The organism is Mycolicibacterium litorale (assembly GCF_010731695.1).
GTDB lineage: Bacteria > Actinomycetota > Actinomycetes > Mycobacteriales > Mycobacteriaceae > Mycobacterium > Mycobacterium litorale.
Genome location: NZ_AP022586.1, coordinates 3,746,215 through 3,772,759, shown reverse-complemented (window position 1 = coordinate 3,772,759; position 26,545 = coordinate 3,746,215). Strand labels below are relative to the sequence as shown.

Annotated in this window: 24 protein-coding genes and 1 riboswitch; of the genes, 14 read left to right on the top strand and 10 right to left on the bottom strand. The window is 68.3% G+C overall.

The genetic code is table 11. From position 1 onward, the window contains the following. Genes G6N30_RS17975 through glnX form a run of 3 tightly spaced genes read right to left on the bottom strand, consistent with a single transcriptional unit; the run spans position 1 to position 4,591 of the window. Positions 1-2,280: a serine/threonine-protein kinase PknG gene (locus G6N30_RS17975; RefSeq protein WP_134057665.1), complete on the bottom strand. Its 2,280-nt coding sequence runs from the start codon at positions 2,278-2,280 to the stop codon at positions 1-3. Further along, entirely contained in the window at positions 2,280-3,239 is a 960-nt protein-coding gene (locus G6N30_RS17970) for a glutamate ABC transporter substrate-binding protein (RefSeq protein ID WP_134057663.1), read from the bottom strand. Before G6N30_RS17970 ends, G6N30_RS17975 begins: the two co-directional genes overlap by 1 nt. 32 nt (positions 3,240-3,271) lie before the next feature. Further along, complete coding sequence (gene glnX, locus G6N30_RS17965; protein ID WP_134057661.1) at positions 3,272-4,591, bottom strand: protein kinase G-activating protein GlnX; 1,320 nt, start codon at positions 4,589-4,591, stop codon at positions 3,272-3,274. A gap of 132 nt (positions 4,592-4,723) precedes the next feature. Between glnX and G6N30_RS17960 the strand changes: the two genes are divergently transcribed. Next, positions 4,724-5,230 carry an NUDIX hydrolase gene (locus G6N30_RS17960; RefSeq protein WP_179965484.1) on the top strand — a complete coding sequence of 169 codons (507 nt, stop codon included), beginning with the start codon at positions 4,724-4,726 and terminating at the stop codon, positions 5,228-5,230. Here G6N30_RS17960 and thiE read toward each other — a convergent pair. Continuing rightward, positions 5,214-5,885 carry a thiamine phosphate synthase gene (gene thiE, locus G6N30_RS17955; RefSeq protein ID WP_134057657.1) on the bottom strand — a complete coding sequence of 224 codons (672 nt, stop codon included), beginning with the start codon at positions 5,883-5,885 and terminating at the stop codon, positions 5,214-5,216. The two genes, G6N30_RS17960 and thiE, sit on opposite strands and share 17 nt — an antisense overlap. Positions 5,886-5,919: 34 nt before the next feature. Beyond that, positions 5,920-6,036: riboswitch (TPP riboswitch) on the top strand. Between thiE and thiO the strand changes: the two genes are divergently transcribed. The 11 genes from thiO to G6N30_RS17900 all read left to right on the top strand — a co-directional run bounded on the left by thiO (position 6,027) and on the right by G6N30_RS17900 (position 17,790). After that, positions 6,027-7,043 (top strand): glycine oxidase ThiO, encoded by a 1,017-nt coding sequence (gene thiO / locus G6N30_RS17950; protein ID WP_134057655.1) that lies wholly within the window; start codon positions 6,027-6,029, stop codon positions 7,041-7,043. Its footprint overlaps the riboswitch before it by 10 nt. After that, the gene (thiS, locus tag G6N30_RS17945) at positions 7,040-7,237 is read left to right on the top strand and encodes a sulfur carrier protein ThiS (RefSeq protein ID WP_134057653.1); all 198 of its coding nucleotides are present in this window, start codon (positions 7,040-7,042) and stop codon (positions 7,235-7,237) included. The genes thiO and thiS overlap by 4 nt, the downstream gene beginning before the upstream one ends. Then, complete coding sequence (gene thiG, locus G6N30_RS17940; protein WP_134057651.1) at positions 7,230-7,991, top strand: thiazole synthase; 762 nt, start codon at positions 7,230-7,232, stop codon at positions 7,989-7,991. The genes thiS and thiG overlap by 8 nt, the downstream gene beginning before the upstream one ends. Further along, positions 7,988-8,749 (top strand): SGNH/GDSL hydrolase family protein, encoded by a 762-nt coding sequence (locus G6N30_RS17935; RefSeq protein WP_179965483.1) that lies wholly within the window; start codon positions 7,988-7,990, stop codon positions 8,747-8,749. Before thiG ends, G6N30_RS17935 begins: the two co-directional genes overlap by 4 nt. Further along, a complete protein-coding gene (locus G6N30_RS17930; RefSeq protein ID WP_134057649.1) occupies positions 8,742-9,641 on the top strand; it encodes an ABC transporter ATP-binding protein in 900 nt (299 codons plus the stop codon). The genes G6N30_RS17935 and G6N30_RS17930 overlap by 8 nt, the downstream gene beginning before the upstream one ends. Then, on the top strand, positions 9,641-10,384 hold the full coding sequence (locus G6N30_RS17925) for an ABC transporter permease (RefSeq protein ID WP_134057647.1): 744 nt from the start codon (positions 9,641-9,643) through the stop codon (positions 10,382-10,384). Before G6N30_RS17930 ends, G6N30_RS17925 begins: the two co-directional genes overlap by 1 nt. Before the next feature lie 481 nt (positions 10,385-10,865). Next, the gene (locus G6N30_RS17920) at positions 10,866-13,226 is read left to right on the top strand and encodes a beta strand repeat-containing protein (RefSeq protein WP_163687653.1); all 2,361 of its coding nucleotides are present in this window, start codon (positions 10,866-10,868) and stop codon (positions 13,224-13,226) included. Positions 13,227-13,235: 9 nt separating this feature from the next. Further along, complete coding sequence (locus G6N30_RS17915) at positions 13,236-13,772, top strand: hypothetical protein (RefSeq protein WP_134057641.1); 537 nt, start codon at positions 13,236-13,238, stop codon at positions 13,770-13,772. Further along, on the top strand, positions 13,769-14,791 hold the full coding sequence (locus G6N30_RS17910) for an HTTM domain-containing protein (RefSeq protein ID WP_134057639.1): 1,023 nt from the start codon (positions 13,769-13,771) through the stop codon (positions 14,789-14,791). Before G6N30_RS17915 ends, G6N30_RS17910 begins: the two co-directional genes overlap by 4 nt. 51 nt (positions 14,792-14,842) lie before the next feature. Beyond that, positions 14,843-16,348, top strand: a complete 1,506-nt coding sequence (locus tag G6N30_RS17905) for a M28 family metallopeptidase (protein ID WP_134057637.1) — start codon at positions 14,843-14,845, stop codon at positions 16,346-16,348. After that, positions 16,348-17,790: a M20/M25/M40 family metallo-hydrolase gene (locus G6N30_RS17900; protein ID WP_134057635.1), complete on the top strand. Its 1,443-nt coding sequence runs from the start codon at positions 16,348-16,350 to the stop codon at positions 17,788-17,790. Before G6N30_RS17905 ends, G6N30_RS17900 begins: the two co-directional genes overlap by 1 nt. A 101-nt stretch (positions 17,791-17,891) precedes the next feature. On the opposite strand, the gene G6N30_RS17895 is transcribed toward G6N30_RS17900, so the two are convergent. Continuing rightward, the gene (locus G6N30_RS17895) at positions 17,892-18,707 is read right to left on the bottom strand and encodes an alpha/beta hydrolase (protein WP_197906146.1); all 816 of its coding nucleotides are present in this window, start codon (positions 18,705-18,707) and stop codon (positions 17,892-17,894) included. A 510-nt stretch (positions 18,708-19,217) separates the two neighbouring features. Here G6N30_RS17895 and G6N30_RS17890 point away from each other — a divergent pair. Then, positions 19,218-20,507 (top strand): hypothetical protein, encoded by a 1,290-nt coding sequence (locus G6N30_RS17890; protein WP_134057633.1) that lies wholly within the window; start codon positions 19,218-19,220, stop codon positions 20,505-20,507. A 6-nt stretch (positions 20,508-20,513) separates the two neighbouring features. On the opposite strand, the gene G6N30_RS17885 is transcribed toward G6N30_RS17890, so the two are convergent. The 3 genes from G6N30_RS17885 to G6N30_RS17875 form a co-directional block, all read right to left on the bottom strand. Beyond that, the gene (locus tag G6N30_RS17885) at positions 20,514-21,821 is read right to left on the bottom strand and encodes a uracil-xanthine permease family protein (RefSeq protein WP_134057631.1); all 1,308 of its coding nucleotides are present in this window, start codon (positions 21,819-21,821) and stop codon (positions 20,514-20,516) included. Positions 21,822-21,830: 9 nt separating this feature from the next. Further along, positions 21,831-23,003: an APC family permease gene (locus G6N30_RS17880; RefSeq protein WP_234880298.1), complete on the bottom strand. Its 1,173-nt coding sequence runs from the start codon at positions 23,001-23,003 to the stop codon at positions 21,831-21,833. Positions 23,004-23,087: 84 nt separating this feature from the next. Further along, positions 23,088-23,426 carry a hypothetical protein gene (locus G6N30_RS17875; RefSeq protein ID WP_134057627.1) on the bottom strand — a complete coding sequence of 113 codons (339 nt, stop codon included), beginning with the start codon at positions 23,424-23,426 and terminating at the stop codon, positions 23,088-23,090. Between the two features lie 122 nt (positions 23,427-23,548). Here G6N30_RS17875 and G6N30_RS17870 point away from each other — a divergent pair, with 122 nt between their 5' ends. After that, entirely contained in the window at positions 23,549-24,796 is a 1,248-nt protein-coding gene (locus tag G6N30_RS17870) for a TetR/AcrR family transcriptional regulator (protein ID WP_134057625.1), read from the top strand. Here G6N30_RS17870 and G6N30_RS17865 read toward each other — a convergent pair. Both G6N30_RS17865 and G6N30_RS17860 read right to left on the bottom strand, forming a co-directional pair. After that, a complete protein-coding gene (locus G6N30_RS17865) occupies positions 24,763-25,032 on the bottom strand; it encodes a DoxX-related protein (RefSeq protein WP_134057623.1) in 270 nt (89 codons plus the stop codon). The genes G6N30_RS17870 and G6N30_RS17865 overlap by 34 nt on opposite strands. A gap of 14 nt (positions 25,033-25,046) precedes the next feature. Continuing rightward, on the bottom strand, positions 25,047-26,537 hold the full coding sequence (locus G6N30_RS17860) for a flavin-containing monooxygenase (RefSeq protein ID WP_134057621.1): 1,491 nt from the start codon (positions 26,535-26,537) through the stop codon (positions 25,047-25,049). Positions 26,538-26,545: the final 8 nt, after the last annotated feature.

The window sequence follows — 26,545 nt, the reverse complement described above, 5'->3', positions numbered from 1 at the left end:
TCAGAACGTGCTCATCGGCCGCACGCTGTTGGCCAGGTCGATCAACGCGTAGCGGTGCGCCTGTGTGGGCGCGACGCGGGCGAGCGCGCGCAGCGAGGCCTCGACGCCGAGCTGTAATCCGTACTCGGTGAACGGGAATCCCAGGATGTGGTTGGTGCTCGCCGAATTGTCGACCAGCCAGTCCATCGCGGTGCCGAGCACCAACGCCCGGATCTGGAGCACCCGCGGTTCGGTGTCCGGCAGCGCCTCCACCCGGCGCGCGGCGTCGCGAATCTGCTGTTCGGTGATCTCGCTCGACGACCGGCCCGAAAGCAGCGTCACCGCGCTGGTCAATCGGGCGGTGGTGAAATGACGTGAGGTGGCGGGTACTTCGTCGAGCGTGCGCACCGCACCCTCCCGGTCACCTTCGGCCGACTGCGCCCGCGCCAGCCCGAAGCCGGCCGAGACGATGCCGTGGTCGGTGCCCCACACCGTTTGGTAGAACTTGCGCGACGGCGCGTGCTCGAGGTCGGAGCCGCAGAGTTCCGCGGTCGCGGCCAACGCCAATTTCGGCGCCAACTCACCGGGCAGCGTGTCGAGGACTTCGGTGAAATGCTTTGTCGCGGCGTCGTAATCGGCGGACAGGAGCGCGGCGACCGCACGGAACCACACCGTCCGCCAGCGCCAGCCCACCCGGGTGGTCAGCTCGTCGAGCTTGCGGGTGGCCTTCGCGACGTCGCCGAGGTCGAGGAGCGCCCGGGCCTCCATCAACGGCAACTCGACCGACTCGGACAGATCGATGCCCTCGGAGTCCAGTGCACCGTGCCGCGCGGCGCGCAACTGGTCGAGGGTCTGCACCGGCTGGCTCAACACGCTGGCCGACAGCACCGCGGCCCCGACGTCGGTCGGATCGACCAGCGGCACAGGCAGTGCCCGCACGATCTCCTGCGCGGTGAGCTTCTCCGAATGCACCTGACCGTCGACGTACACATCGGTGTGGGCGACCAGCAGGTCGATGCCGAATGTCGAACGTGTCGGCGAGAACACCGTCGACAGACCGGGTCTCGGCACACCGGTGTCACGGGCGACCACCTCACGCAGCACACCGAGCAGTTGCGACGACATCTCCTCCGCGCTGGCGAATCGCCGCCGCGGATCCGGGTCGATCGCACGCCGCAGCAACCGGCCGAACGAGTCGTACTGCGTGAGAACCGGATCGTCCTCGGGCAGCCCGTCGACGTAACGTCCCTTGCGCGTGCGCAATTCGAGCGTCAACGCCGCCAGCGTCCGGCCGACGGTGTAGATGTCGCTCTGCACGGTGGGGCCGGTCCGCACGATTTCCGGCGCCTGGTAGCCCGGGGTGCCGTACAGATAGCCGAACGAGTTGATCGTCGACACCGCACCGAGGTCGATCAGCTTGACCTGGTCCTCGGTCAGCATGATGTTCTCGGGTTTGAGGTCGTTGTAGGTCAGTCCGAGTGAGTGCAGGTAGCCCAGCGCGGGCAGGATCTCGAGCATGTAGCCGATGGCCTGGGCGACCGGAAGCCGTTTGCCCCTGGCCTGTTTGAGCGACGTCCCGCCGACGTACTCCATCACGATGTAGCCGACAGGGTTGCCGTGCTTGTCTTCGTGTTCGACGAAGTTGTAGATCTTGACGATCCCCGGGTGCGTCACCTCGGCAAGGAACTGCCGCTCCGCCATCGCGATCGCCTGCGCCTCGGCGTCACCCGAATGCACCAGACCCTTGAGCACCACCGGACGTTCGTTGACGTTGTGGTCGAACGCCAGATACACCCAGCCAAGGCCGCCGTGGGCGATACAGCCCTTGATCTCGTACTGGTCGGCGACCATGTCACCCGGATTGAGCTGCGGCAGAAACGAATACTGGCTGCCGCAGTGCGGGCACCAACCCTCCGAGAGCGCCTTGCCGTCCGACGACGAACGCCCGACCGGCCGCCCGCAGTTCCAGCAGAACCGCTTGCTCTCCGCGACCACCGGGTTGGTCATCAGCGCTTCGAGCGGATCCTTGGTGGGCACGCGCGGGATTTCCACCAGCCCACCGCCGAGCCGCCGCACCGGCGACAGCGTGCGCATCACCGTCGTGACGTGGTCCTGGGGCTCGGTGTCGCCGGTGTGCACCGAGATGCTGTCGGAGTCGTCGAAATTGGGCCGGAACACCGCCTGGGTGGCCATCGGGCGCATCGTCGACGCCGAATCGAAGTCGAGGTCGTCGAGGCTCGCCGGCTGCGTACCGGGATCCTCGTCGACGGTGGGGCCGAGGTCGTGTTCGGAGGTCGCCATCAGTCCACGTACCTCGCGACCGGGGGTGCGGGCGCCGGGCCCAGCACCGTCAACCACTTGCGGTACAGCGCCGACCAGGTGCCGTCGGCGCGGATGCGCTGCAACGTCCCGTTGACGAACCGCACGAGCCCCGTGTTCTCCAGATTCACGCCGATGCCATAGGGCTCCTGGTTCATGCTCGGCCCGACGATGTGCAGATACGGGTCCTGGGCCACCAGCCCGGCCAGGATGGCGTCGTCGGTGCTGACGGCGTCGACCTGCCGCTGCTGCAACGCCACCAGGCAGTCCGCCCACGTGACCGTGGACACGATGATCGGCGGCGGGCTGATCTGCTGCACCCGCCGCAACGACGTCGTCCCCTTCACCACGCAGACCCGCCGGCCCGACAGATCGGCGGCCCGGGTGATCGCCGAATCGCGCGGCGCCAGGATGCGCTGGTTGGCGTTGAGGTACACCGTGGAGAACGCCACCTGCTTCTTGCGCTCGCAGGTGATCGTCATCGTCTTGACGACGACGTCGACCTGGTTGTTCTGCAGCGCGACGATCCGGTCGGCCGACGACAGGATGCGGTAGTCGACCTGGGCGGGGCTGCCGAAGATGTCGCGGGCGATCTCCCCGGCGATGTCGACGTCGAATCCGGTGATGTTGCCGGTGATCGGATCGCGGAAGGAGAACAGGTTGCTGCCGATGTCCAGCCCGACGATCAGCCGGCCGCGTTCCCGGATGTAGGCGACCGCGGCATCGGCCTCGGCGCGGGTCGGGAACGGGCGCAGGCTCGCTCGCCGGTCGCAGTCGTCGTTGTCCGGCATCGGCAACCGGACCTGTTCGGGCGGCAGTTCCTCCAAGCCCGCCGGAGTGGGCGGGGCCAGCGTCACACCGGGCGTGGGCATCACCGACGCCGCCTGCGCACAACCCGTCAGCACCACCAACGTGGTGAGCAGCGCCAGCAGTCTCTTCATCACCGGCTGTCTGTTCTTCGCGCGGGCGCTCATCACCGGTACTCACTCAGTCGGGGCCACAATCCCAGCGCGACCGCCACCGCCGCGATCACGCTCAGCGCGGCCGCACCCGCCGTCGCACCCGACAGCACCCGCCGGGCGTTGAGGATGTCGTTGCGCAGCTGGCTGCGGCTCTGCTCGATCGCCTTGCCCAGCGCGTCGTTGAGCTTGTCGAACGCCGGGGTGGAGTCGTCCTCGCCGGTGCCCAGCGCGACCTGGGTGGCGGCCTGGTAATTGCCGACCGCGATGTAGGCGTTGATGCGGTCGTCGGCGGCGCGCCAGCGGGCCAACAGATCCTCGGCGGCAACCAGGTCCACGCTGTCGATCGCGTCCTCGCGCGCGAGGTACTGCGCGAGCTTCATCTGCATCCCGTCGATCCGCTCGTAGTACGACTGCTTGCGGACCTCCTCGTCACCGCGACGGATCAGGGCCAGCGTCTCGTCGGCGCGTGCCTGCTGGGCGGTGATCGCCAGGGTGGTGATCGTCTTTAGCGACTCGGCGCCCGCGCCCTTCGCGCTGCGGCTGTCGGCGGTGGAGATGGTCAGCGCGGTCCCCACCCACAGCACCATGATCAGCACCGCCAGACCGCCCGCCACGAAGCCCATGTTGACGCGGCGTCGGGTCCGCCGGGCCAGCCAGCGGTTGGCGAACAGACCGAACAGCAGCGTCGCCAGCACCACGAGAATGACCGGCGCCGGGATGCGCGTCGACGCGGTGGTCTCCTGGTCGACCTGCGCGGACGTGCGTTCGTAAAGGCGTTGGGCGTCGGGCAGGATCTTGGTCTGCATCAACGACGAGGCCTCGGACAGGTAGGACGAGCCGACCGGGTTGCCCGCCCGGTTGTTGGTTCGCGCCGTCTCCACCAGTCCGGTGTACACGGCGAGTTCGGCATTGATCCGGCCGAGCAGCTGCACCAGTTCCTCGTCGGTGAGTCCGCTCGAGGCCCGGGTCAGCGCGACCGCGGCGTCGGTGATCGCCTGTTCGTAGCGCTGCCGGACGTCACGGGGTTCGGTGCCGGCGATGAACGCGGTCGCGGCGGCGGCGTCGGCCACCGACAGCCGGCTGTAGAGCTCACCGGCGGCGAAGGACAGCGGTTCGGTGTGGTTGAGCACCGTGGTCAGCGCCTGCTGGCGGTCGTTGATCGTGGTCGACGTCGCGAAGGCGCTGGCGATCGCGAGCGCGGACAGCACCAGGCCGATGGTCAGGATGCGGCCCGGTGTGGTCCACAGGAACCACCAGCGGGGGTGGGCGGGTGTGGTCGGCGACCGGGACGCGAGCGGCTCGGTCGATGGGTGCGCCAACTCCACAGTCACCTGCGCGCCGTCCTCATCTATCCGGCTACTTTCCGACCGTCCGACTCTATAAAAGAATCCTAAGAGGTTCTGTCACGGCTCGCGCCCGATCGAGCCGAGCCGTTGTGGAAGATGCGGCCCTATCCTGTACGGGTGCGTGGCGACGGTGACGGCTGGGTCTTCTCCGACGGCGGCGGCCGCTACTGGGGCCGTCACGGTGCCGCGGGTCTGCTGTTGCGCGCCCCGCAGCCCGACGGATCGGCCGCGGTGCTGCTGCAACACCGCGCGCCGTGGAGTCATCAGGGTGGAACCTGGGGGCTGCCCGGCGGCGCCCGCGACAGCCACGAGACACCCGAACAGGCCGCCGTGCGGGAGGCCCACGAGGAGGCCGGGCTGTCGGCGGATCAGGTGACCGTGCGGACCACCGTGGTGACCGCCGAGATCGCCGGCTCCGGCGGCGCGTCGTGGACGTACACCACCGTGATCGCCGACGCGCCCACACTGCTGCGCACGGTGCCCAACCGGGAGAGCGCCGAACTGCGTTGGGTGGCCGAGGACGACGTCGCCTCGCTGCCGCTGCACCCGGGCTTCGCCGCGAGCTGGGATCGGCTGCGGACGGTGACGGCGAGCATCCCGCTGCTGGTCAACGGTCAGCAGTGAGCGTCGCCTTGAGCCGCTGAGCCGCTGCGCGCGGGTCGTCGGCGGCGGTGATCGCCCGGACCACGACGATGCGCCGGGCTCCCGCCGCGAGCACCTCCGGCAGGCGCGCCTCGTCGATGCCGCCGATCGCGAACCACGGCTTGTCGGTGTTCAGAGCCGCCGCCTCGCGGACCAGATCCAGTCCCGGCGCCGCTCGCCCCGGCTTGGTCGGTGTGGGCCAGCACGGCCCGACGCAGAAGTAGTCGACCTCTTCGGCCACGGCGGCCGTGACCTGATCGCGGTCGTGGGTGGACCGGCCGATCAGCGGACGCGGACCGATGATGCCGCGGGCCACGGGCAGCGGCAAGTCGTCCTGGCCGAGGTGCAGCACGTCGGCACCCGCCGCCAGCGCGATGTCCGCGCGGTCGTTGACCGCCAACAGCGCACCATGGCGGCGGGCGGCGTCGCCGAGCACCTCGAGCGCGGCCAGTTCCTGGCGGGCTTCCAGCGGGCCGAACCGCTGTTCGCCGGGCGACCCCTTGTCCCGCAGCTGGATCAGGTCGACGCCGCCGGCGAGGGCGGCGTCGGCGAATTCGGCGAGGTCACCGCGTTCGCGGCGCGCGTCCGTGCACAGGTACAGCGTCGCCGAGGAGAGCCGATCGAGGGGTTCTGACACAGGGCGACGGTAGCGCCTCGGCCCGGGTAGGGTTGATGGCCGACACGGGAGTCCCGGGGAAGCGGGACTGAGAGTGGGCCCAAACTTTCCGGCCCTTACCGTCGGACCTGATCCGGATCATGCCGGCGAAGGGAGGTGCTCATGCCACCGGATAGGACTCTGGCCGTGATCGGCGGCGGCGTCATCGGCCTGTCGGTCGCGCGCCGCGCCGCACTCGACGGTTGGTCGGTGCGTGTGCACCGCAGCCCCGAGAAGGGGGCGTCGTGGGTGGCCGGCGGGATGCTCGCCCCGCACAGCGAAGGCTGGCCGGGGGAGCACGAACTGCTGAGCATCGGGCTGGAATCGCTGCGACTCTGGCACGACGGCTTTCTCGACGGACTGCCCGCCGACGTGGTCACCGCCCGCGAATCGCTCGTAGTGGCCGTCGACCGCGCCGACGCCGCCGACCTCAAGACCGTCGGAGAATGGCTGGCCGCCCAGGGTTACCCCGTCACGCTGACCACCGCAGCCAGAGACATCGAACCGCTACTGGCGCAAGGCATTCGGCACGGTTTCGTCGCGGACACGGAACTGGCCGTCGACAACCGCGCCGTCGTGGACGCGCTCGAGGCGCACTGCACGCGACTCGGGGTGCGGTGGGCTCCGCCGGTGAACGCGCTGAGCGAGGTCGACGACGTCGAGCTGCGGGTGCTCGCCAACGGAGTCGACGCGCCTGCGCTGTGGCCGGGGTTGCCGATCCGCCCGGTCAAGGGTGAGGTGTTGCGCCTGCGCTGGCGCCGCGGCTGTATGCCCGCCCCGCACCGGGTGATCCGGGCGCGGGTGCACGGCAGGCAGGTGTACCTGGTGCCGCGCGCCGACGGAGTGGTGGTCGGCGCGACGCAGTACGAGCACGGCCGTGACACCGCACCCGCGGTCAGCGGGGTGCGCGATCTGCTGGACGACGCCTGCACGGTCATGCCGGCACTGGGAGAATACGAGTTCGCCGAATGCGCGGCGGGGCTGCGGCCGATGACCCCCGACGGGTTGCCGCTCGTGGAGCGGCTAGACGAGCGCACACTGGTGGCCGCGGGGCATGGGCGCAACGGCTTCCTGCTCGCGCCGTGGACGGCGGAGCGGATCGCCACCGAACTGCAGACGACACTGGGAGCCAGGACATGAACGTGACGGTCAACAACGAGGACGTCCAGCTCGACGCGGAGACCACTGTCGCGCAACTGGTGGAGCGGATGGGCTTTCCGGAGAAGGGAATCGCGGTGGCGGTCGACTGGTCGGTGCTGCCGCGATCGGAGTGGGAGACGCCGCTGCGCGACGGCGCCCGCGTCGAGGTGGTGACGGCGGTGCAGGGTGGCTGACACCGCGAAACTCACCATCGCCGGCCGCGAGTTCGGCTCCCGCCTGATCCTGGGCACCGGCGGGGCGGCCAACCTCGCCGTGCTCGAACAGGCGCTGATGGCGTCGGGGACCGAACTGACCACGGTGGCGATGCGGCGCGTCGACGCCGAAACCGGCACCGGCGTGCTCGAACTGCTGAGCCGGCTCGGCATCAGCCCGCTGCCCAACACCGCGGGTTGCCGCGGCGCGGCGGAGGCGGTACTCACCGCCCAGCTCGGGCGGGAGGCGCTCGGCACCGACTGGGTCAAGCTCGAGGTCATCGCGGACGAACGCACACTGCTACCCGACGCCGTCGAATTGATCCGCGCGGCAGAGCAATTGGTCGACGACGGCTTCACCGTGCTGCCCTACACCAACGACGATCCGGTGCTCGCCCGCCGGTTGGAGGACATCGGATGCGCCGCGGTCATGCCGCTGGGCTCGCCGATCGGCACCGGTCTGGGCATCGCCAACCCGCACCACATCGAGATGATCGTCGATGCCGCGAACGTTCCGGTGATCCTCGACGCCGGTATCGGCACCGCAAGCGATGCCGCGCTGGCGATGGAACTCGGTTGTGACGCAGTGCTGTTGGCCAGCGCGGTGACCCGCGCCGCCGACCCGCCGGCGATGGCCGCGGCGATGGCGGCCGCCGTGACCGCTGGTCACCTCGCCCGCCATGCCGGCCGAATCCCGAAGCGATTCTGGGCGCAGGCGTCGAGTCCGGCGCTGTGAGGCGGTATGTGGCGCTGGGCTCGTCGATGGCGGCAGGCCCGGGCATCCGGCCGTCGGCCGCCGACGCGCCGTTCCGCGCCGGCCGGTCGGCCCGAAACTATCCGCATCTGGTGGCCGACCGGTTGGGCCTCGACCTGACCGACGTCACCTACTCGGGCGCGACCACCGCCAACATCCTCGACGAACCGCAGCACGGTACGCCACCCCAGATCGAGGCACTCGACGGCACCGAAACGTTGGTGACCGTGACGATCGGCGGCAACGACGTCGGTTACGTGCCGATGCTGATGGCCGCCGGGCTACCGCGGTTCGTCCGGTGGTTACCGCCGGTGCGCGAACTCTTCGACGCCACCACCCGCGACCGGGCACTGGTCGAGGTCGGCGAATCGCTGCGCCGGGTCGGGCGCGCCGTGCTGGAACGGGCCCCGCATGCCCGGGTGCTGTTCGTCGACTACCTGGCGCTTCTGCCGCCGCCGGGTGAGCCGGTGCCACCGCTGTCGGGATCCGATGCGGCGCTGGGTCGGCGAATCGCCGACACCCTCGAACGGCTGACCGGCCAGGCCGCCGCCGACACGGGCTGTGAGTGGGTGCGGGCCGCGCAGGCCAGCCGGTCTCACCACGCCTGGTCGGCGGTGCCGTGGACCACGCGGCCGGGGCTGCCGTGGCCGGGGCGCCCGGCGCCCCTGCACCCGAACGCCGCGGGCATGCGCGCGGTGGCGGACCTTGTGGTCGAACAGGTTGGAGCGGTGAGTGATTGAGCTCAATGGTCTGTCGAAACGGTTCGGCCGGATCAGTGCCGTCGACGATCTGACATGCTCTATCGAGGCCGGGGTCGTCACCGGTTTCCTCGGTCCCAACGGCGCAGGCAAATCGACCACCATGCGGATGATCCTGGGGCTGGACCGCCCGAGCGCGGGGACCGCGACGGTGATGGGCCGCCCCTATCGGCAGCTGAAGCACCCGCTGCGGACGGTGGGTGCGCTGCTCGACGCCCGGCAGGTTCATCCGAACCGAACGGCACGTGCGCACCTGCGGTGGATCGCCGCCAGTAACGGGTTGTCGCGCAAGCGGATCGACGATGTCCTCGACATGGTCGGGCTCACGGAGGTCGCCGGCAAGCACGCCGGCACCTTCTCGCTCGGCATGTCTCAGCGGTTGGGGATCGCGGCGGCGCTGCTCGGCGATCCACCGGTGTTGCTGTTCGACGAGCCGGTCAACGGGCTGGATCCGGAGGGTATCCGGTGGATCCGCACGCTGATGCGCGACCTCGCCGAGGAGGGGCGGACGGTGTTCGTGTCGAGTCATCTGCTCGCCGAGATGGCGCAGACCGCCGACCGGTTGCTGGTGATCGGGCGCGGCCGGCTGATCGCGGCGACGACCATGAGTGACTTCCTGGACCGGTCGGGACTGGAGACGGTCCGCGTTCGCTCACCACAGAGCGATCGGCTGAGCGAGGTGCTGGCCGAGGCGGGCTTGTCGTCGACAGTCGAGGATTCGGCCGTCCTGGTGCGCGGCGCGTCCACCGAACAGGTCGGCGAACTGGCCGCCCGGCACGGCGTCACGTTGCACGAGTTGACTGTTCAGCGCGCGTCACTCGAGGAGGCCTATATGAGCCTGACCGACGAGGCCGTCGACTATCGGGCTCGCTGATGACGATCCGGGCCGAGCAGATCAAGCTCGCGACCACGCGTTCGCCGGTGTGGACGGTGGCCGGTGTGGTGGTGCTGAGTCTCGGGCTGGCTGCGTTGCAGGCTTCGGTCGGCAGCATGTCGACCCCGATCGAGCCGGAACGCGCGGCGCTCGGCGTCGCCACGTTCGCGGTTCCCGTCCTTCTCGTGCTTGCAGCGCTCACGGTGACCGGTGAGTACCGCACAGGCATGATCCGCACCACCTTCCTGGCCGAGCCAAATCGCATGCGGGTGCTGTCGGCGAAGGCCGTCGTGGCAGCGGTTTTCGCCGGACTGTGGACCGCTGTCATGGTCGTGGCATCGGCGGTCGTGGTGCGGGTGATCGGCACCGAGAGGCAGGGTGCGGACCTGGCGCTGTCGGACCCGGGCCTATGGAGGACGGTCGGGGCGATCGCCCTGTACGCGATGCTGGGATCGGTTCTGGCCGTGGGGCTTGGCGCGTTGATCCGGCACAGCGCAGGCGTCATCGCTGTCTTGCTGATGATGCCCTTCGTGGTGGAGCCGCTGCTGGGTGCGATGCCACAGGTGGGGGAGCGGGTGGGCCCGCTGCTGCCGTTCACGAACGCCAACGCATTCACCGCCGTGCCGTCGCTGCGGACGGTCTCCATGTGGTGGGGACCGCTGGGCTCGCTGGCTTACTTCGCGGGCTTCGTCGTCGTGGTGTTCGTGCTGGCGATGATCGACATCAACCGCCGCGACCCGTAACCGACTCGCTCGAAACCGGCGCGCAGAACCGGATCAGGCAAAAGCACTGTGATTGACGGTGCAACGAAAGTTGCCGTCGGGTGACTGCGTTCCAAGCTTCGTCGCACCTCGCACAAGGCCGTCGCTGCGATTTACAGCAACGGACTCAGACTGCCACGACTGCGGCCACAAACTTGCGGTATCAAGTGATTATGCCGGATCTCTGACGGCTGATGGCGATCGTGTGATAGAAGGACATCACTTGCCGATCTGGCATCGGCGCGTACCTGCATAGCATTGGCGCCGCCTATTTGTGCAGCGAATACACGTAATTTGCGGGCATTGGGGGGTATCCAGCATCCTGCGATGCTTTGCTCGCTATTGCCGTCGTCGTAGTCGGCGGCAGGCAACCGTTTGCGTATGCACGTTAGTTGCGGAAGGTAACTATTCGCACAAGCAATAATCGAGCGAATATTGACAATCCCGAAAGGAGGTCCATAATTTGAGCCACCCCGGCGTCTTCGGGCAGCGCCGGGCAGGAGGGTCGGGCAGTATGGGCAAGCATTCGTTACGGCCGGTCGACGAAACACCGGAGCCGGACAGGTCCCAGATTCCGAGCGCGGGCGCCACGGTCAAACGAACGCTCAGCGCCTTGTTCGCGGGAGGCGTGGCGCTGTCGGTGACTGCCTACTACCAGGCGCCGGAGATCCCCGCGATCCAGCTTCTCTCCGCGCCCGGCGGCGCGGGGTCGCTTCCCCTTGCACCGGCCGCGGACGACGCCGTCGGCTCGGAGGGCTCGGACGACGGGGCCGCGGACGACGGGGCCGCGGACGACGGGGCGGGGGCCGGCTCAATAGCGGACGAACCCACCACGCAGAATCGGATCGGCACGCGTGGTCTGCTGGATCTCGGGGGTGGCGGTGGCGGCCTTGACCTGGGAAACCTCGACCTCGGCGATCTGGTCGACGGCCTTGACGACACGTTGGACGTGACCGACGCGGTCGATCTGACAGATCTCGCCGACACCGTGGACACGGTGGTCGACGGAGTGGATGACACCGTGGACTCCACCCTCGACGCAGTTGACGCGACCCTCGATCTGAGCGATTCGTCGGACACCTCGGACGGTGGGGTGGGGGATCTGGTCGACAGTGCGGTGGACGGTGTCCTCGACACCGTGGACGAGGTGGCCGATTCGGCGGATCTGACCGATGCGGTTGATGGCACCGACCTGACCGACACCCTGGATACGGCTGTTGATGGTGTTGGGGATACGGCGGATTCGACGCTGGATGCCGTGGACGCGACTCTTGATCTGAGCGATTCGTCGGACACTCCGGACGGTGGGGTGGGGGATCTGGTCGACAGTGCGGTGGACGGTGTTCTCGACACGGTCGATGAGGTGGCCGATTCGGCGGATCTGACCGATGTGGTTGACAGCACCGACCTCACCGACACGTTGGACACCGCCGTCGATGGTGTTGGGGATACGGCGGATTCGACGCTGGATGCAGTCGACGCGACCCTGGATCTGAGCGATTCGTCGGATACCCCGGACGGCGGGGTAAGCGATCTGGTGGACAGTGCGGTGGACGGTGTTCTCGACACGGTCGATGAGGTGGCCGACTCGGCGGACTTGACCGACGTGGTCGACAGCACCGACCTCACCGACACCGTGGACACGGCTGTCGATGGTGTTGGGGATACGGCGGATTCGACGCTGGATGCCGTGGACGCGACCCTGGATGTGAGCGATTCGTCGGACGCCTCCGACGGCGGGGTGGGGGATCTGGTCGACAGTGCGGTCGATGGTGTTCTCGACACGGTCGACGAGGTGGCTGACACCGCTGACCTCACCGATGTGGTCGACAGCACCGACCTCACCGACACGTTGGACACCGCCGTCGATGGTGTTGGGGATACGGCGGATTCGACGCTGGATGCAGTCGACGCGACCCTGGATGTGAGTGATTCGTCGGACACTCCGGACGGCGGGGTAAGCGATCTGGTCGACAGTGCGGTCGACGGGATCCTCGACACCGTGGACGAGGTGGCTGACACCGCTGACCTCACCGATGTGGTCGACGGCACGGACCTCACTGACACGCTGGACACCGCTGTCGACGGGGCGGCCGACGCCGTTGACTCCACCGTCGACTCCCTCGATGCCACCCTCGATGTGAGTGATTCGTCGGACACTCCGGACGGCGGGGTGAGCGATATGATCGACAGTGCGGTCGACGGGATCCTCGACACCGTGGACGACGTGGCTGACACCGCTGACCTCACCGATGTGGTCGACAGCACCGACCTGACCGACACGCTGGACACCGCTGCCGACGGGGCAGCCGACGCCGTGGACTCCACCGTCGACTCCCTCGATGCCACCCTGGATGTGAGTGATTCCTCGGACGCCTCCGACGGCGGAGTGGGTGACCTCATCGACAGCGCGGTCGACGGGATACTCGACACCGTCGATGACACCGCCGACGCGGCTGACCTCACCGACGTGGTCGACAGCACCGACCTCCTCGACGTCACCGACGCCACCGTCGACAGCGTCACCGATGCGGTGGACGGGGCAGTCGACACCGCTGACCTACTCGACTCCTCCGACGTACTCGACGGCATCCTCGACGTGAGCGACGCTACCGACACGATCGACAGCGGCGTCGACGCCAGCGACGGTACCGATTCCACCGACCACCGGCCAACGCCCGGACCGATCGCACGGTTCTTCAAGTTCCTGTCCGACTTGTTCTGGAGCGTGGTGCATTTCATCCAGGAAATCGTCAACAGATTCGCCGACCTGATCCTCGGCGGCGACGGAAACATCGGCCGCAACGGCTGGTGGGAGTTCTAGCCCACCGTGGTGAGCCTCATCGAAAACCGTGCCGCCGACCCGACCGATCAGCCGGAGAGGCCCGTCGGTGCAAGGCAATTCGCGATCAGCGTCATGGTGACGCTGCTCGTCGCGACCGCGGTCGTCGGATCGCTGCCGGACTCCTCGATCAAGGATGCGGCCGGCCCCGTGCTCGCTCCGCTGATGCGCGTCACCGGACTCGACCAGAGCTGGGGTGTGTTCTCCCCGAACCCGCCTCGGAAGCTCACCGAAGTCGAGGTGCACGTCATCATGAGCGACGGCGAGGACCGCGTGTGGCGGCTCGACGCCGACCGGTCGTTGCCGGGATACCGCTGGCGCAAGCTCAAAGAAGAAGTGATCCGGCGCAAAGAGCTGCGGCCCGGCCTCGCGCGGTACGTCGTCCGCGACGTCACCGACCCGGGCGAACGAGCGGTCCGCGTCCTCATGATCATGCAGAGCGAGACCCTGCCCCTCCCGGCGGAGGGAAAGCCCAAGAAGGTACGCAAGTTGATCTACGACTCCAAGCCCGCCGAGCAGGCGCGGTGATCGCCGTCCGTGCAGGCGTCGGGGACACCGCCCGTCGCTCGGTCCGTGCATGGCAGCGGTTCTGGTTCCGTACCGAACCCGCCTACACCGTCGGGCTGGTCCGTATTGCATTCGGACTGCTGATGACGGCGTGGACCCTGTCGCTGTACCCCTCACTCGACGACCTGTTCGGGCCCGCGGGTGTGGTGCCACGATCCCCGACCCCGGACTTCACCTGGAGCCTGTTCCGGCTACTGCCCGACGACCGTGCCGTACTCATCGGCTGGATCGTGCTGTTGGCCGCGTCCCTGGCTCTGACGGTCGGCTGGCACAGCCGCCTCGCCGCGATCCTGGTCTTCGTCCTGCTGGTGTCGTTCGAAAGACGCAACCCGTTCGTCATGAACGCCGGCGACGTGCTCCTTCGGATCGAAGCGTTGTTCATCGCGTTGGCGCCGTCCGGTGCGGCGCTGTCGCTCGATCAGCGCCGACGGGCCGGCAGCTTCTGGAACGCCGAGGTGCGACCGCTGTGGGCGATCCGCCTGATGCAGATCCAGGTGTCGGTGATCTACGTGTCCACGGTGGTGGCGAAGCTCCACGGCGAGACGTGGCAGGACGGCACCGCGGTGGCCTACTCCCTGCGGCAGCGGGATCTGCTGTTCTTCACCACGCCGACCTGGATCACCGACACGCTGGTGATCTCGAATGTGCTCAGCTGGGGCACCCTGGTCATCGAACTCGCGATCGGCCTGATGGTGTGGAATCGACGGTGGCGGCCGTGGGTGCTGGCTGGCGGCGTCGTCCTCCATCTGTGCATCTTCGTCAGCATGGCGATCGGGCTGTTCAGCCTCGCGGTCTTCGTGCTGTATGTGGCGTTCATCCCGAGTGAGCGGTCCAAGGCCATCGCCGACGGCGTCGCGGCCCGACTCCACCGTCACAGGAGGCCCGCTGAACCTGTGAAAGCCGCTGCACCACAGGCGCCGACCGGAGCCGGCCGCCACGCCAAGCCCGAACCGCAACCGGAGGGCGCCACGAGGGTTTGACGGGGGCCGAATGCCACCGAGCACTCCCGCGCACCGGCTAACGTGGATGCAATGGTGCGCAAGATGCTGGTGGTGCTGTCGATAGCGGCCGTCACGGCAGGCTCGGCCGGGTGTGGACGCGACGCGGCACCCGCGCCGGCGGCGGTTCCGTCGACCCAGGAGACCTCGCCCGCCGCGACCGAGTTCGGCACCGCGCTGCGGGACAAGGTGACCGTCGACGCGATGATGGGGCACCTGACCGACCTGCAGGAGATCGCCGACGCGCACGGCGGGAACCGCGCGCTGGGTACGCCGGGTTACGACGCCAGCGTCGACTACGTCGCCAACGCTCTGCGCGACAAGGGTTTCGACGTACAGACCCCCGAATTCGAGGTCAGGTTGCCGTTCGCCGAGGAGCCGCAGCTCACCGTCGGCGGCCGGAACATCGAAGCCAAACCGCTCGAGTACACGATCGGGACCGCACCCCAGGGAGTGAGTGGACCGCTGGTGCCCGCGCGTGTCGAGGACTCGCCGGGCTGCACCGCCACCGATTACGACGGCCTGCCGGTGCAGGGCGCAGTCGTGCTGGTCGATCGCGGGGAGTGTCCGTTCTCGGTGAAACAAACCATCGCCGCCGAACGCGGCGCGGTGGCCATGGTGGTGGTCAACAACGTCGACGGCGACGTCGTCAACGGCACGTTGGGTGACGAGACCGACGTCAAAATCCCAGCGGTGAGCGTCACCAAGGCGGTCGGTACCGAATTGCGCGACGCCCCCGGGGAAACGACTCTGCGTCTGAACGCCGGGGTACGCGAGGAGCGCACCCGCAACGTGATCGCGCAGACCAAGACCGGGTCCACCGCCGACGTGGTGATGGTCGGTGCGCACCTCGACAGCGTGCCGGAGGGGCCCGGCATCAACGACAACGGTTCCGGGGTCGCCGCGGTGCTCGAGACGGCGCTGCAACTGGGCGCTGAGCCCGACGTGCGCAACGCGGTCCGGTTCGGTTTCTGGGGTGCCGAGGAGGAAGGGCTGCTCGGCTCGTCCGACTACACCCAGTCGCTCGACGAAGAGCAACTCAAGGACATCGCGCTCTACCTCAACTTCGACATGCTCGGCTCACCTAACCCCGGCTACTTCACCTACGACGGGGATCAGTCCACACCGCCGAATCCCGAGGCGGGAACACCGCGCGTGCCGGAAGGGTCGGCGGGCATCGAGCGCACGCTGGCCAGGTACCTCGCGGATGCGGGGAAACCGGCCGAGGACACCAGCTTCGACGGCCGCTCGGACTACGACGGTTTCACGCTCGCCGGTATCCCGGCGGGCGGACTGTTCTCCGGTGCGGAAGAGAAGAAGACGCCAGAGCAGGCCGAGCGCTGGGGTGGTGAAGCCGACGCGCCCTTCGACCCGAACTACCACAAGAAAGAGGACAACCTCGGGCACATCGACCGCACCGCGATGGAGATCAATGGCGGTGGCGTCGCCTTCGCGGTCGGGCTGTACGCGCAGGATCAGCGCGGGCGCAACGGTATTCCACTTCGTGATGACCGCACGCGCCATCCCGCCGGCGCCTGATGAGATTCCGCTGGGCAGTCGTCGCCGTGGCAGTGGCCTTGGCCGCGGCCTGCTCATCACCGCCCCCGCCTCCGGCCGATCTCGCAGACGATCTGGCCGCCAAGGTCACCGTCGACGCCCTTAGCACCCACCTCGAGGCGCTTCAGGACATCGCCGAACGCAACGGCGGTAACCGCGCGCAGGGCACACCCGGCTTCGACGCCAGCGTCGACTATGTCGCGAAGTTGCTGCGGGACAGAGGGTTCGAGGTGCAGACGCCGGAGTTCGACCGCTACGGCGGCACGCGTGGCGGTGCACCGGGGCTGACCGTCAACGGTCGCGGCCACCCCGTGGACAAGGCGTCACTTCTGGTGGACACCGGCCCTGAAGGTGTCGACGCTGTGACGCTGCGCCCGGTGAAGCCCGCCGGCTGTGCCGCCGCCGACTACGGGAGGACAGATGTCCGCCGCGCGATCGTGGTCGTCGACGACACGGGGTGCTCGGTGGTCGTGAAACAGAACGTCGCGGTCGACCGAGGTGCCGTCGGGCTGCTCGTGGTCACCACGGGTGGGGACAAGGGCAGCCCACCGGGCCTGTTCACCCCGGGGTACTACCGCGAACTGACCATTCCGGTCGGGATCATCGGCGCGGACGCCAACGCCGCACTGCGCCGCACCACCGCGCCGGTGCGGTTACGACTGGACGGCCAGCCGGTGATGGCGAAGTCCCGAAACGTGCTGGCACAGACCACGACTGGCGACGCTCGCAACGTGGTGATGGCCGGTGCCCACCTCGACAGCGTGGCGGGTGGCCCGGGTATCAACGACAACGGCACGGGTGTGGCCGCGGTGCTGGAGACCGCCCTGCAGTTGGGGAGTTCCCCGCAGATCGACAACGCCGTCCGGTTCGCGTTCTGGGGGTCGGAGGAGATCGGGCTGGAAGGATCACGGGCTTACCTTCGCAGTCTGGACGCCGAGCATCTCGCCGACATCGCCGTGTATCTCAACTTCGACATGCTGGGCTCACCGAACGCCGGATACTTCACCTACGACGGCGACCAGTCCGCCGCAACCGCCCCGGTGCCCGTCCCCGAGGGGTCGGCGGGCGTCGAACGGCTGCTCGCCGGATATCTCAACCTCGCCGGCGTCCGTCCCGCCGACATGCCGTTGGGCAACGCCACCGATTACGAACCGTTCTTGGCCGCAGGCGTTCCGATCGGCGGGCTCACCACCGGTGCGGCACAACAGAAGACGCCGGTGCAGGCGCGCCTGTGGGGCGGCCGTGCCGCCACGCCCTTCGATCCGAACTATCACACCCGGCGCGATACCGTCGACAACGTCGACCGTCGGGCACTGGGCATCATGGCGCCCGGCGTGGCCTTCGCGGTCGGCACCTACGCACGGTCCATCGACGGCGCCAACGGGGTGCCCCCGCGCGACAACCGCGACCGCAAGGTGCGGTAGTCAGTCCATCGGCGTCACCCGGAGATTGCCGCGGCCGTCGGCGTGAACGGCATACCAGTGGTCGAAGCCATCGTCGGAGCCCCGCTTCCTCTGGCATCGCACTAGTGGAGGAACCAGTCGACGGCCCGCCTCGCCCTGTCCGCCGGCACCACGTGGCCGTCCGCGAACTCCTCGTACAGGACGTCGTAACCGGCGCCGCGCAGGGACGGGACGAGTCGGCGGCTGGTGCGGTCGATGGGTAGCACGCGGTCGTCGACACCGTGTGAGATGTACACCCGCGGCTGCCCGACGGCCTCACCCGGCGCGGAGAAGCCGGGGGAGAAGGCCAGCACGGTGGTGAAGAGGTCGCCGTTCGTCAGCCCGACCGAGAGGGCATATGACGCGCCGTCGGAAAAGCCACCGATGCCCAGGTGCTCGGCGTCGACGGCGTGACGGGCGAAGACGTGCGACAGCCCGGTGTCCAGGGCGGTGATGTCGGGACCGAACGAGCGCACGATGACGTCCCAGGTTCGGTGCCGGCTGGGTGGTGCGAACAGGAGGAGTCCGGCCTCGTCGGCGTGTGAGAGCAGTGGGGTGATACCGCCGCGGGCGTCGCCGCCTGCGCCGTGCAGCAGGACGACGAGTGGCGCGGGCTGATCCGGCCGGTAGCCGGCGGGGACGTACAGCAGCGCGGTGCGGTCGGTACCGATGTCGAGTTCGTGCAACCCGGGCGGATACGGCGGCAACGTCGGTGGCGCCGGGCGTGACCGGAGCCGTCCGCCCGACGGGTCCGCGGGCGCCAGCGCGGGTGCCGCTTCCTCGAGATGCGGCCGCCGGCCGGGCGCGGACGGCTCCATGCCGCAGGCGACCGCGATCAGCAGGACGAGGGCGGCCGGGCCGGTGCGCAACACCCGGGCGGTAGTACCCAGCTTCGGCACCGGTACTCCACCCCTACTGAATGCGTTGTTTACATGAGTGCGCGAGACGACAGCGAACTGGACATAATGGGGGATTTGTCGATCGTCGATTGCTGCCGCTGGCCGGCGTCGACGGCGACCACTTAGCGGAGTGGCCCCGGCGTGAGGCGCGACATATTGGGCGGGCAAACGTGGTCCGTCCCACATCGACTCCTGTTACCGACGAGTAACAGCAGATACCGAGGCTGAGGGGCGGGCTCGCAGCGAACGGAACCCGGGGTTCGCGCACGGGGCGCACCGTCATCCGGGGAGTTTGCGCGCGTGGGCGGTCATTGTCATGACAAAGAGTTAGCCACTCCCATTATCAGGAGCGGCCTCGCTGCCGGACAGCAAACTTCGTTTTCTGGATAGCGCGGACGGGTTCCGTGCGACGTTCTGCATGCATCGCGCTGATCTGCGAATTCATGCTTGCTTTAAACTTACTCTCAGGTAAGTTTCAGGCCGGGGTGGGACAGAGCAAAGGAGAATTCAATGCAGGTTGCCGTTCGCTCCTATCTGACCGCGGGCGTGGCGCTCGCCGGTGTCGGGGCCATTGCCCTGAGCCCGGTGACGCCCATGCCCGACGTCACGGTGCCGGCAATGTCATCCGCGACGGTGGAGCTGAACGCTCTCGTCAACCCGATCGAGGTTTTCGCGCCGATCTTCGAGAAGGCGTTCGAAGACACCGGGGCCCTCGGCCAGCGGGTGTTCGCGAACCCCGCGCCGATCCTGCAGCAGATTCTGGCCAATCAGCTCGCCACTGCACAGACGCTCGGCGGGATCGCCGGCGTGTTCGGCGAATCGTTCCGGACGGCGCTCGTCGAGGCCCCGGGACGGCTCGAGACCGCGTTCGAGCAACTCTCCGACGGTGAGATCACCCTGGCGATGAACACGCTGTTCGACCTCGCGATCTCACCGGTCATCGGCCCGCTACTCGACAGCATCTTCTTCGGCGACGGCGTCCTCCAGGATCTGGTGGGAGTTCTCCAACAACCGTTCGTCAGCGCCCAGAACGTGATCGGTCTGCTCGGGAACCAGGAGTTCCTCCTGAACATCGGACTCGGCCCGCTTCAGACGGTGTACGCGCTCAACACCGCTATCGGTGGAGCGGCGGAAGCGCTCCTGGACGCCGCCGAGGCGGGCGACCCCGAAGGATTCATCAACGCGATCACCAACGGCAGTGCGAACATCACCGCGGCGGTGCTGGACCGGCTGCTCAACCCTGGCACCCCGCCCTACCGCTACGACCAGGGAATTGTCGCCGCACTCCTGACCGCACGCGACATGATCGCCCAGGCCTTGGGCGCTACCGCCTCGACCGCAGCACTGGCGTCCGCCCGTAGCGCCGACGTGACCGAGGCGGCGACGACCACCGTCACGTTGGACGTCACTCCCGCACTGGAAACGACCGAAGCGCCGAAAACGGAAGCGGGAGCGACTGATCCGACAGCGGGGTTGAGCTCAGACACCGCAGGCGCGGAGGAGGAGTCCACCACGCCCGTGGACGACGCGGCGGTTGTGGTCGAGGACGACGAGGCCACCACGGGGACGGAAGCCGTCGTCACCAAGAAGGCGGATCCGCTCAACGACCTCCGCAAGGGCATCGAAGGCGCGGTCAATGACGTGCGCAACGGGCTGAAGAACGCCGCCGCAGGACTCACCGGCAAGAAGGCGAAGCCCGCCGAATCCGGAAGCGCCCCGAGCTCATCGGACGACGCCGGCTCGGCGTCGGAGGGTGGTTCGGCGTCCGACAGCGGCTCCGCGTCGGACAGCGCTGAATAGCTCGAGTCACGCCGGACGCGCGGTCGGGGTGTCCCGACCGCGCGTCTGCCCGGCGGCCCTGCTGGTGCGCAGTCCGAGCAGCCGCATCCCGTGGTACACCAGCAGCGCCGCGATCGACCCCAGTGCGATACCGGTGAACGTGAGCTGGCCTGCCTGCCAGGTGAAGTCGGCGATTCCGATGATGAGCGGGATTGCGGCAGTCATCTGGTTGACCGGCAGCGAGAAGTCGACGTGGTTGGTCAGCCAGATGCGGATGCCCAGCACGCCCACCAACCCGTAGAGCACCACGGTCGCGCCTCCGAGCACACCGGCCGGGGTCGCCGAGATGGCCGCGCCGATCTTGGGGCACAGCGACAGCGCGATGGCCACCACGGCGGCCACCCAGTACGCGGCCGTGGAGTACACACGGGTGGCGGCCATGACGCCGATGTTCTCCGCGTACGTGGTGGTGGCGGATCCGCCGCCGATTCCGGCCAGTGTCGTCGCGACGCCGTCGGCGGCCAGCGCCCGGCCCATCAGCGGGTCCATATCCGTCCTGGTCATCTGCCCGACCGATTTCACGTGCCCGATGTTCTCGGCGATCAGCGCGATCACCGCGGGCAGGAACATCGGCAGCACCGCGAGCGAGAACGACGGTGCCTGGAAGTCGGGCAGACCAACCCACGGGGCCGCGGCGATCGCCGAGGTGTCGACGTCTCCCAAGGCCAGCGCGAGCAGGTATCCGATCAGCACGGCGAGGAAGATCGCCAGACGGCCGATCATGCCCCGGAAGAAGGCCAGCGTCGCCACCAGCAGCACCAGGGTGACGGTCGCGACGACGGGACCCTTCTCGAAATTCGCCTTCGCGGCCGGTGCGAGGTTGAACCCGATCAACGCCACGATCGCGCCGGTGACGACCGGCGGCAGGGCGAGGTCGAGCCAGCGCGTACCGACCAGATGGACGACGCCGCCGATGACGATCAGGACCAGCCCGAGCGCGACGATGCCGCCCAGCGCGCTACCGGTGCCCTCCGCCGCGACCGCCGCGGTCACGGGCGCGATCACCGAGAAACTGGAACCCAGATAGCTGGGCAGCCGATTGCCGGTGATGATCAGGAACAGGATGGTGCCGACGCCGGAGAACAGCAGGGTGGTGGCGGGCGGGAAGCCGGTCAGCACCGGCACCAGGAACGTCGCCCCGAACATCGCGACCACGTGTTGGGCACCGAGGCCGACGGTCCGCGGCCAGCTCAGGCGTTCATCGGGTGCAACGACGAAATCCGCGTCCGAGCGGGTTTCGACGGGCTTCCACGTCCATCTGGTCTTGGCTGGCATCACGGTTGCTTATCTTGCACCGCTCCCCGTCGTCCCCGCGCGCCGTACCGCGTAGGTGAGCGCACCCACTCCGAGCACCGCGGCGCCTGCGGCCACCGAGGTCCAGGGCAGTGCGAACGCCAACACCAGACACCCGGCCAGCCCCACCGCGGGCACCGCCCGGTAGCCGAGCGTCCACGCGGAGGCGTTGGCGACGGCGTAGTAGATCAGGACCGCGAACGACGAGAACCCGATCGCTTCGCGTAGGTCGACGGTCGCAGCGAGCACCGCGACGACCACCCCGACCGCGACCTCGGCCCGGTGGGGGCTGCCGAACCGGCTGTGCACCGCCGCGAGACCGGCAGGCAGGTGCCGGTCGCGCGCCATCGCCAGCGTGGTGCGGGAGACGCCGAGGATCAGCGCGAGCAGCGAGCCGAGTGCGGCGATCGCTGCACCCGCCGCCACGACCGGAACCAACCCGGCGAACCCGGCGACCCGGACGGCCTCGGTCAGCGGCGCCGCCGCGTCGGCCAGTGTCCCGCTGCCCAAGACGGCCAGCACCGCGACCGCCACCACCGCGTAGACCGCCAACGTGATCCCGAGCGCGATCGGGATCGCACGCGGGATCGTCCGTTCCGGGTCGCGCACCTCCTCACCGAGAGTGGCGATGCGGGCGTAGCCGGCGAATGCGAAGAACAACAGCCCGGCGGACTGCAGCACCCCGCCGACCGAGACGTCGTCGGGTAGGGCCAACCGCCCGACCGCGGGGTCACCGAAACCCAGCGCGACCACCACGACGACGGCCAGCACGGCCAGCACGAACGCCACGATGAGCCGGGTGAGCAGCGCGGACTTGTGCACACCGGCGTAGTTGACCGCCGTCAGCGCCACCACGACGGCCACGGCGATCAGGCGCGCACCGTCGGGCCACACGTACACCCCGACGGTCAGCGCCATCGCGGCACACGACGCGGTCTTGCCCGCGACGAAACCCCAGCCGGCCAGGTGACCCCAGAACTCGCCGAGCCGCTCTCGGCCGTAGACGTAGGTGCCGCCGGACTGCGGGTAGCGCGCGGCGAGGCGGGCCGACGACGTGGCGTTGCAGTATGCGACGACCGCCGCCAGCGCCATGCCGACGAGCAGGCCACTACCGGCCGCGGCGGCGGCGGGTGCGAGCGCGGTGAAGATTCCCGCACCGATCATGGCGCCGAGACCGATGACGATCGCGTCGGTCACACCGAGCCGACGCGGCAGTGCGCGACTGCCGGGTGCATTCACACCGCGATGTTAGGGAGTTTCCCGATCGCCGGCGAGCGCCTCGTCGTCCTGGTGGGTGATCGTCGCGGTCAGCAACACCGCCAGCAGGGCCAACGACCCGACGATGATCAGCGGAATCGTCCACAGCCTGCGGCTCAGTAACGCGCTCTGGCACGAGGCGACGAAGTCGGTGCCGTCGACCGCGGCGTTCTCGGCCTGCGTCAGGTTGGCGACGAATCCGCTACCGCAGTTGATCTGCCAGCCCCACTGGTCGTACCCGTCGATGAAAACGGGGAAGCGGAGCGCGAACAAACCGATGGCCAGCAGGATGGCGCCGCCGATGGCGACGTACCAAGCACGTGGTCGCACGCTTCCCCCTTCGAGATGTCCCGTCCTATGTTAATGGTCATTCTCAACCGGTGGGGACTTCGACGAGAATCTGTCGCCGCACTGCGGCCTGCGCACCGACGTGCGGCGATAGTGTGTTCGGCATGGCGTCCACCCCGCCCGGCCGCGGTGACGGTGTTCGGCGCCGTCCGAAGGACCGCAAAGCCCAGATCGCGAGGGCATCCGCCGAGGCGTTCAGCCTGCTGGGCTATCACGGGGTCAGCATGGACGCCATCGCCGCGCGGGTCGGTATCTCGGCGGCCGCGCTGTACCGGCATTACACCGGCAAGTACGAACTGTTCCGCGACGCGGTCCTGGCGCTCGGCCAGCAGTTGGTCGACGCCACCGCCTTCGTCGACGAGTTCACCCCTGAGTCCACCCCCGACGACCCGCGCGAGACCCTCGACCATCTCGCGACCGCGCTGTGTGACACGGCGTTGGCCAACCGCGATTCCGGCGGGCTCTACCGCTGGGAGGCGCGGTATCTCCGTGGTGACGATCAGGCGACCCTCGACTCGCAGATCCGCACTGTCCACCGCCGCTTTCAGCAACCGCTGCGCGCGCTGCGTCCCGAACTCGACTCCCGGCAGCGCTGGACCCTGTCCACGGCGATGATCAGCGTGCTCGGCAGCATCGTCGACCACCGGGCGAAGTTGCCCGCCGGCCAGATCCGTCCCCTGCTCGCCGAACTCGTCGTGACCCTGGTCCACGCCGAGTTCCCCACCCTGTCCGAGGCGCCCGATCCGCCGGTGTCAGCGGCCCCCGCGCGCCGCTCGAAATACGAAGCGCTGCTTGTGGAATCGATGCGGCTGTTCAACCAGAAGGGTTACCGGGACACCTCGATGGAGGACATCGCCACCGCGGTGGGGATGCCCGCCTCGGGGATCTACCGGTACTTCTCCGGGAAGAGTGACATCCTGGCCGGGGTGTTCCGCCGGTCGGCCGACCGGTGGTCGGCGGAGATGTCGGCGATCCTCGACAGCACGGCCGACCGGGAAGAGGCGCTGACGCGGCTTATCGACGGACACGTGGCCCGATCGTTCAGCGAGCCGGAACTGGACTACGTCTACTACACCGAGCGGCTCAACATGTCGGCGGCCGATCAGCAGATCCTGCGCAATCTCCAGCGCTCGACGGTCGAGACGTGGGCCGACCTCGTGGTGACGCTTCGTCCGGAATGGACTGCGGGACAGGCGCGTTTCGCGGTGTACGCCGCGATGGCGGTCACGATCGACCTGGGCCGGCTGGTGCGCTACCGCAATTCGCCCTACTCCCGTGCGCTCGTCGCCGGGATGATGGACCTGACGCTGCTCGGCCGCTACCGCTTGCGAACGGTGTTGCCCGCCAAGTAGGCCAGGTACCCGAGCAGACCCGCGACGCCGAGCTTGCGCGTCTTGCGGCCTGCCAGCGCCAGGCCGACCAGCGTCTCGATGCTGCCGTTGGTGTAGATGTGGCGACGGGTGTTCTGCGGGAACGCCGGCACCGTGATCGGCTCGAACAGCTGGGGACGGGCGAAATGCGCCAGTCCGGTTCCGGCCAGGGCCAGACCGGTCAGCTTGGCGGCACGCTTGTCCTGTTGTTGCGGCAACGGATGGTCCTCTCTCAGGCGATCTGATAATCGCTCAGTGGGAATTCGGACGCCTCCTTGATGGCGTCGCGCGTCGACATGGGGCGCAGCAGCGACGGTTCGCCACTCGGATTGAAATAGTAGGACCGCGACGAGGCGCAGTTGCCGACCGTCCACAGCGAGTTGCCGAGCGCCTCGGTCATCCGCTCGAGATAGTGGGCGTTGGCCTCCTCGGTCACCTCGAACGTGGTGGCGCCGCGGCGGTTCACCTCGGTGAACAGCCGGTCCATCAGCCGCATCTGGTATTCCATCGTGTTGAAGAAGTTCAGACCGAGGAACGCGTACGGGCTGGCCAGGCTGAGGTAATTGGGGAAGTACGGCATCGACACACCCTGATAGGCCTGAAAACGCGTGTCCCGCCACCATTTTCCGAGGTTGCGGCCGTTGCGGCCGATCACCTCGATGGCCGGGAAGTTCGCCTCCCATAGGTCGAATCCCGTGGCCAGCACCAGCGTGTCGATCTCGGTCTTGGTGCCGTCGGCGTTGACGATGCCGTCGGCCACGACCCGTTCGATACCGTCGGCCTGCAGGTGCACGTGCGGTTTGGTGAACGTGCGGAAGTAGCTGTTGGAGAACGTCGGTCGCTTGCAGCCGATGTCGTAGTCCGGCGTGAGCTTGCGGCGCAGTTCCTTGTCGCGGATCGCGATGAACTGGTTCAGCTTGCACAGGTCCATCGCCGACATGTTGAGGCGCCGGAACAGCGGCACCTTGTAGTTGACCACGCCGACGGTGATCATCAGCTCGTAGATGGTGTCGGTGATCGCCCGGACGGTGCGCTGCAGCAGCGGTACCCGGGCGAAGAGCCGCTTGGTGCGCTCGGAGAATCGGATGTCCACCTTCGGGGCGACCCAGATCGGGGTGCGCTGGTAGACGGTGAGGTCCGCGGCGCTCTTCGCCAGTTCGGGAATCAGCTGAACCGCGGTGGCGCCGGTTCCGATGATCGCGATTCGCCGGCCGGCCGGGTCGAAGCTGTCGTCCCAGTCGGTGGTGTGGATGACCGTGCCCTCGAACTCGGTGATGCCGGGGATGTCGGGCATGCGCGGTTGCGACAGGAAGCCCGTGGCGGTGATCAGGTAGCGGGTGGTCAGCGTCTGCCCGTCGGCGGTGGTGACCCGCCAGAGCTTCGCGTCCTCGTCCCAGCGGGCACCCTCGACCGCGGTGTTGAACCGGATGTGCCTGCGGACGTCGTACTTGTCGGCCACGTCGTCGGCGTACTGCTTGATTTCCGCGCCGGTGGAGAAGAGCCGCGACCACTTCGGGTTGGGCTCGAAGAAATAGCTGTAGGTGGTGGTGGGGACGTCGACGGCCAGGCCCGGGTAGTGGTTGACGTACCAGGTCCCGCCGAGGTCGTCCTCGCGGTCGAGGATGACGAAGTTCGCGTAGCCCAACCGTTTGAGCTGAATCGCGGCGCCGATTCCGGCGAATCCCGCACCCACGATGACCGCGTCATACTGCTCCGAAGTCATGAGTAGAC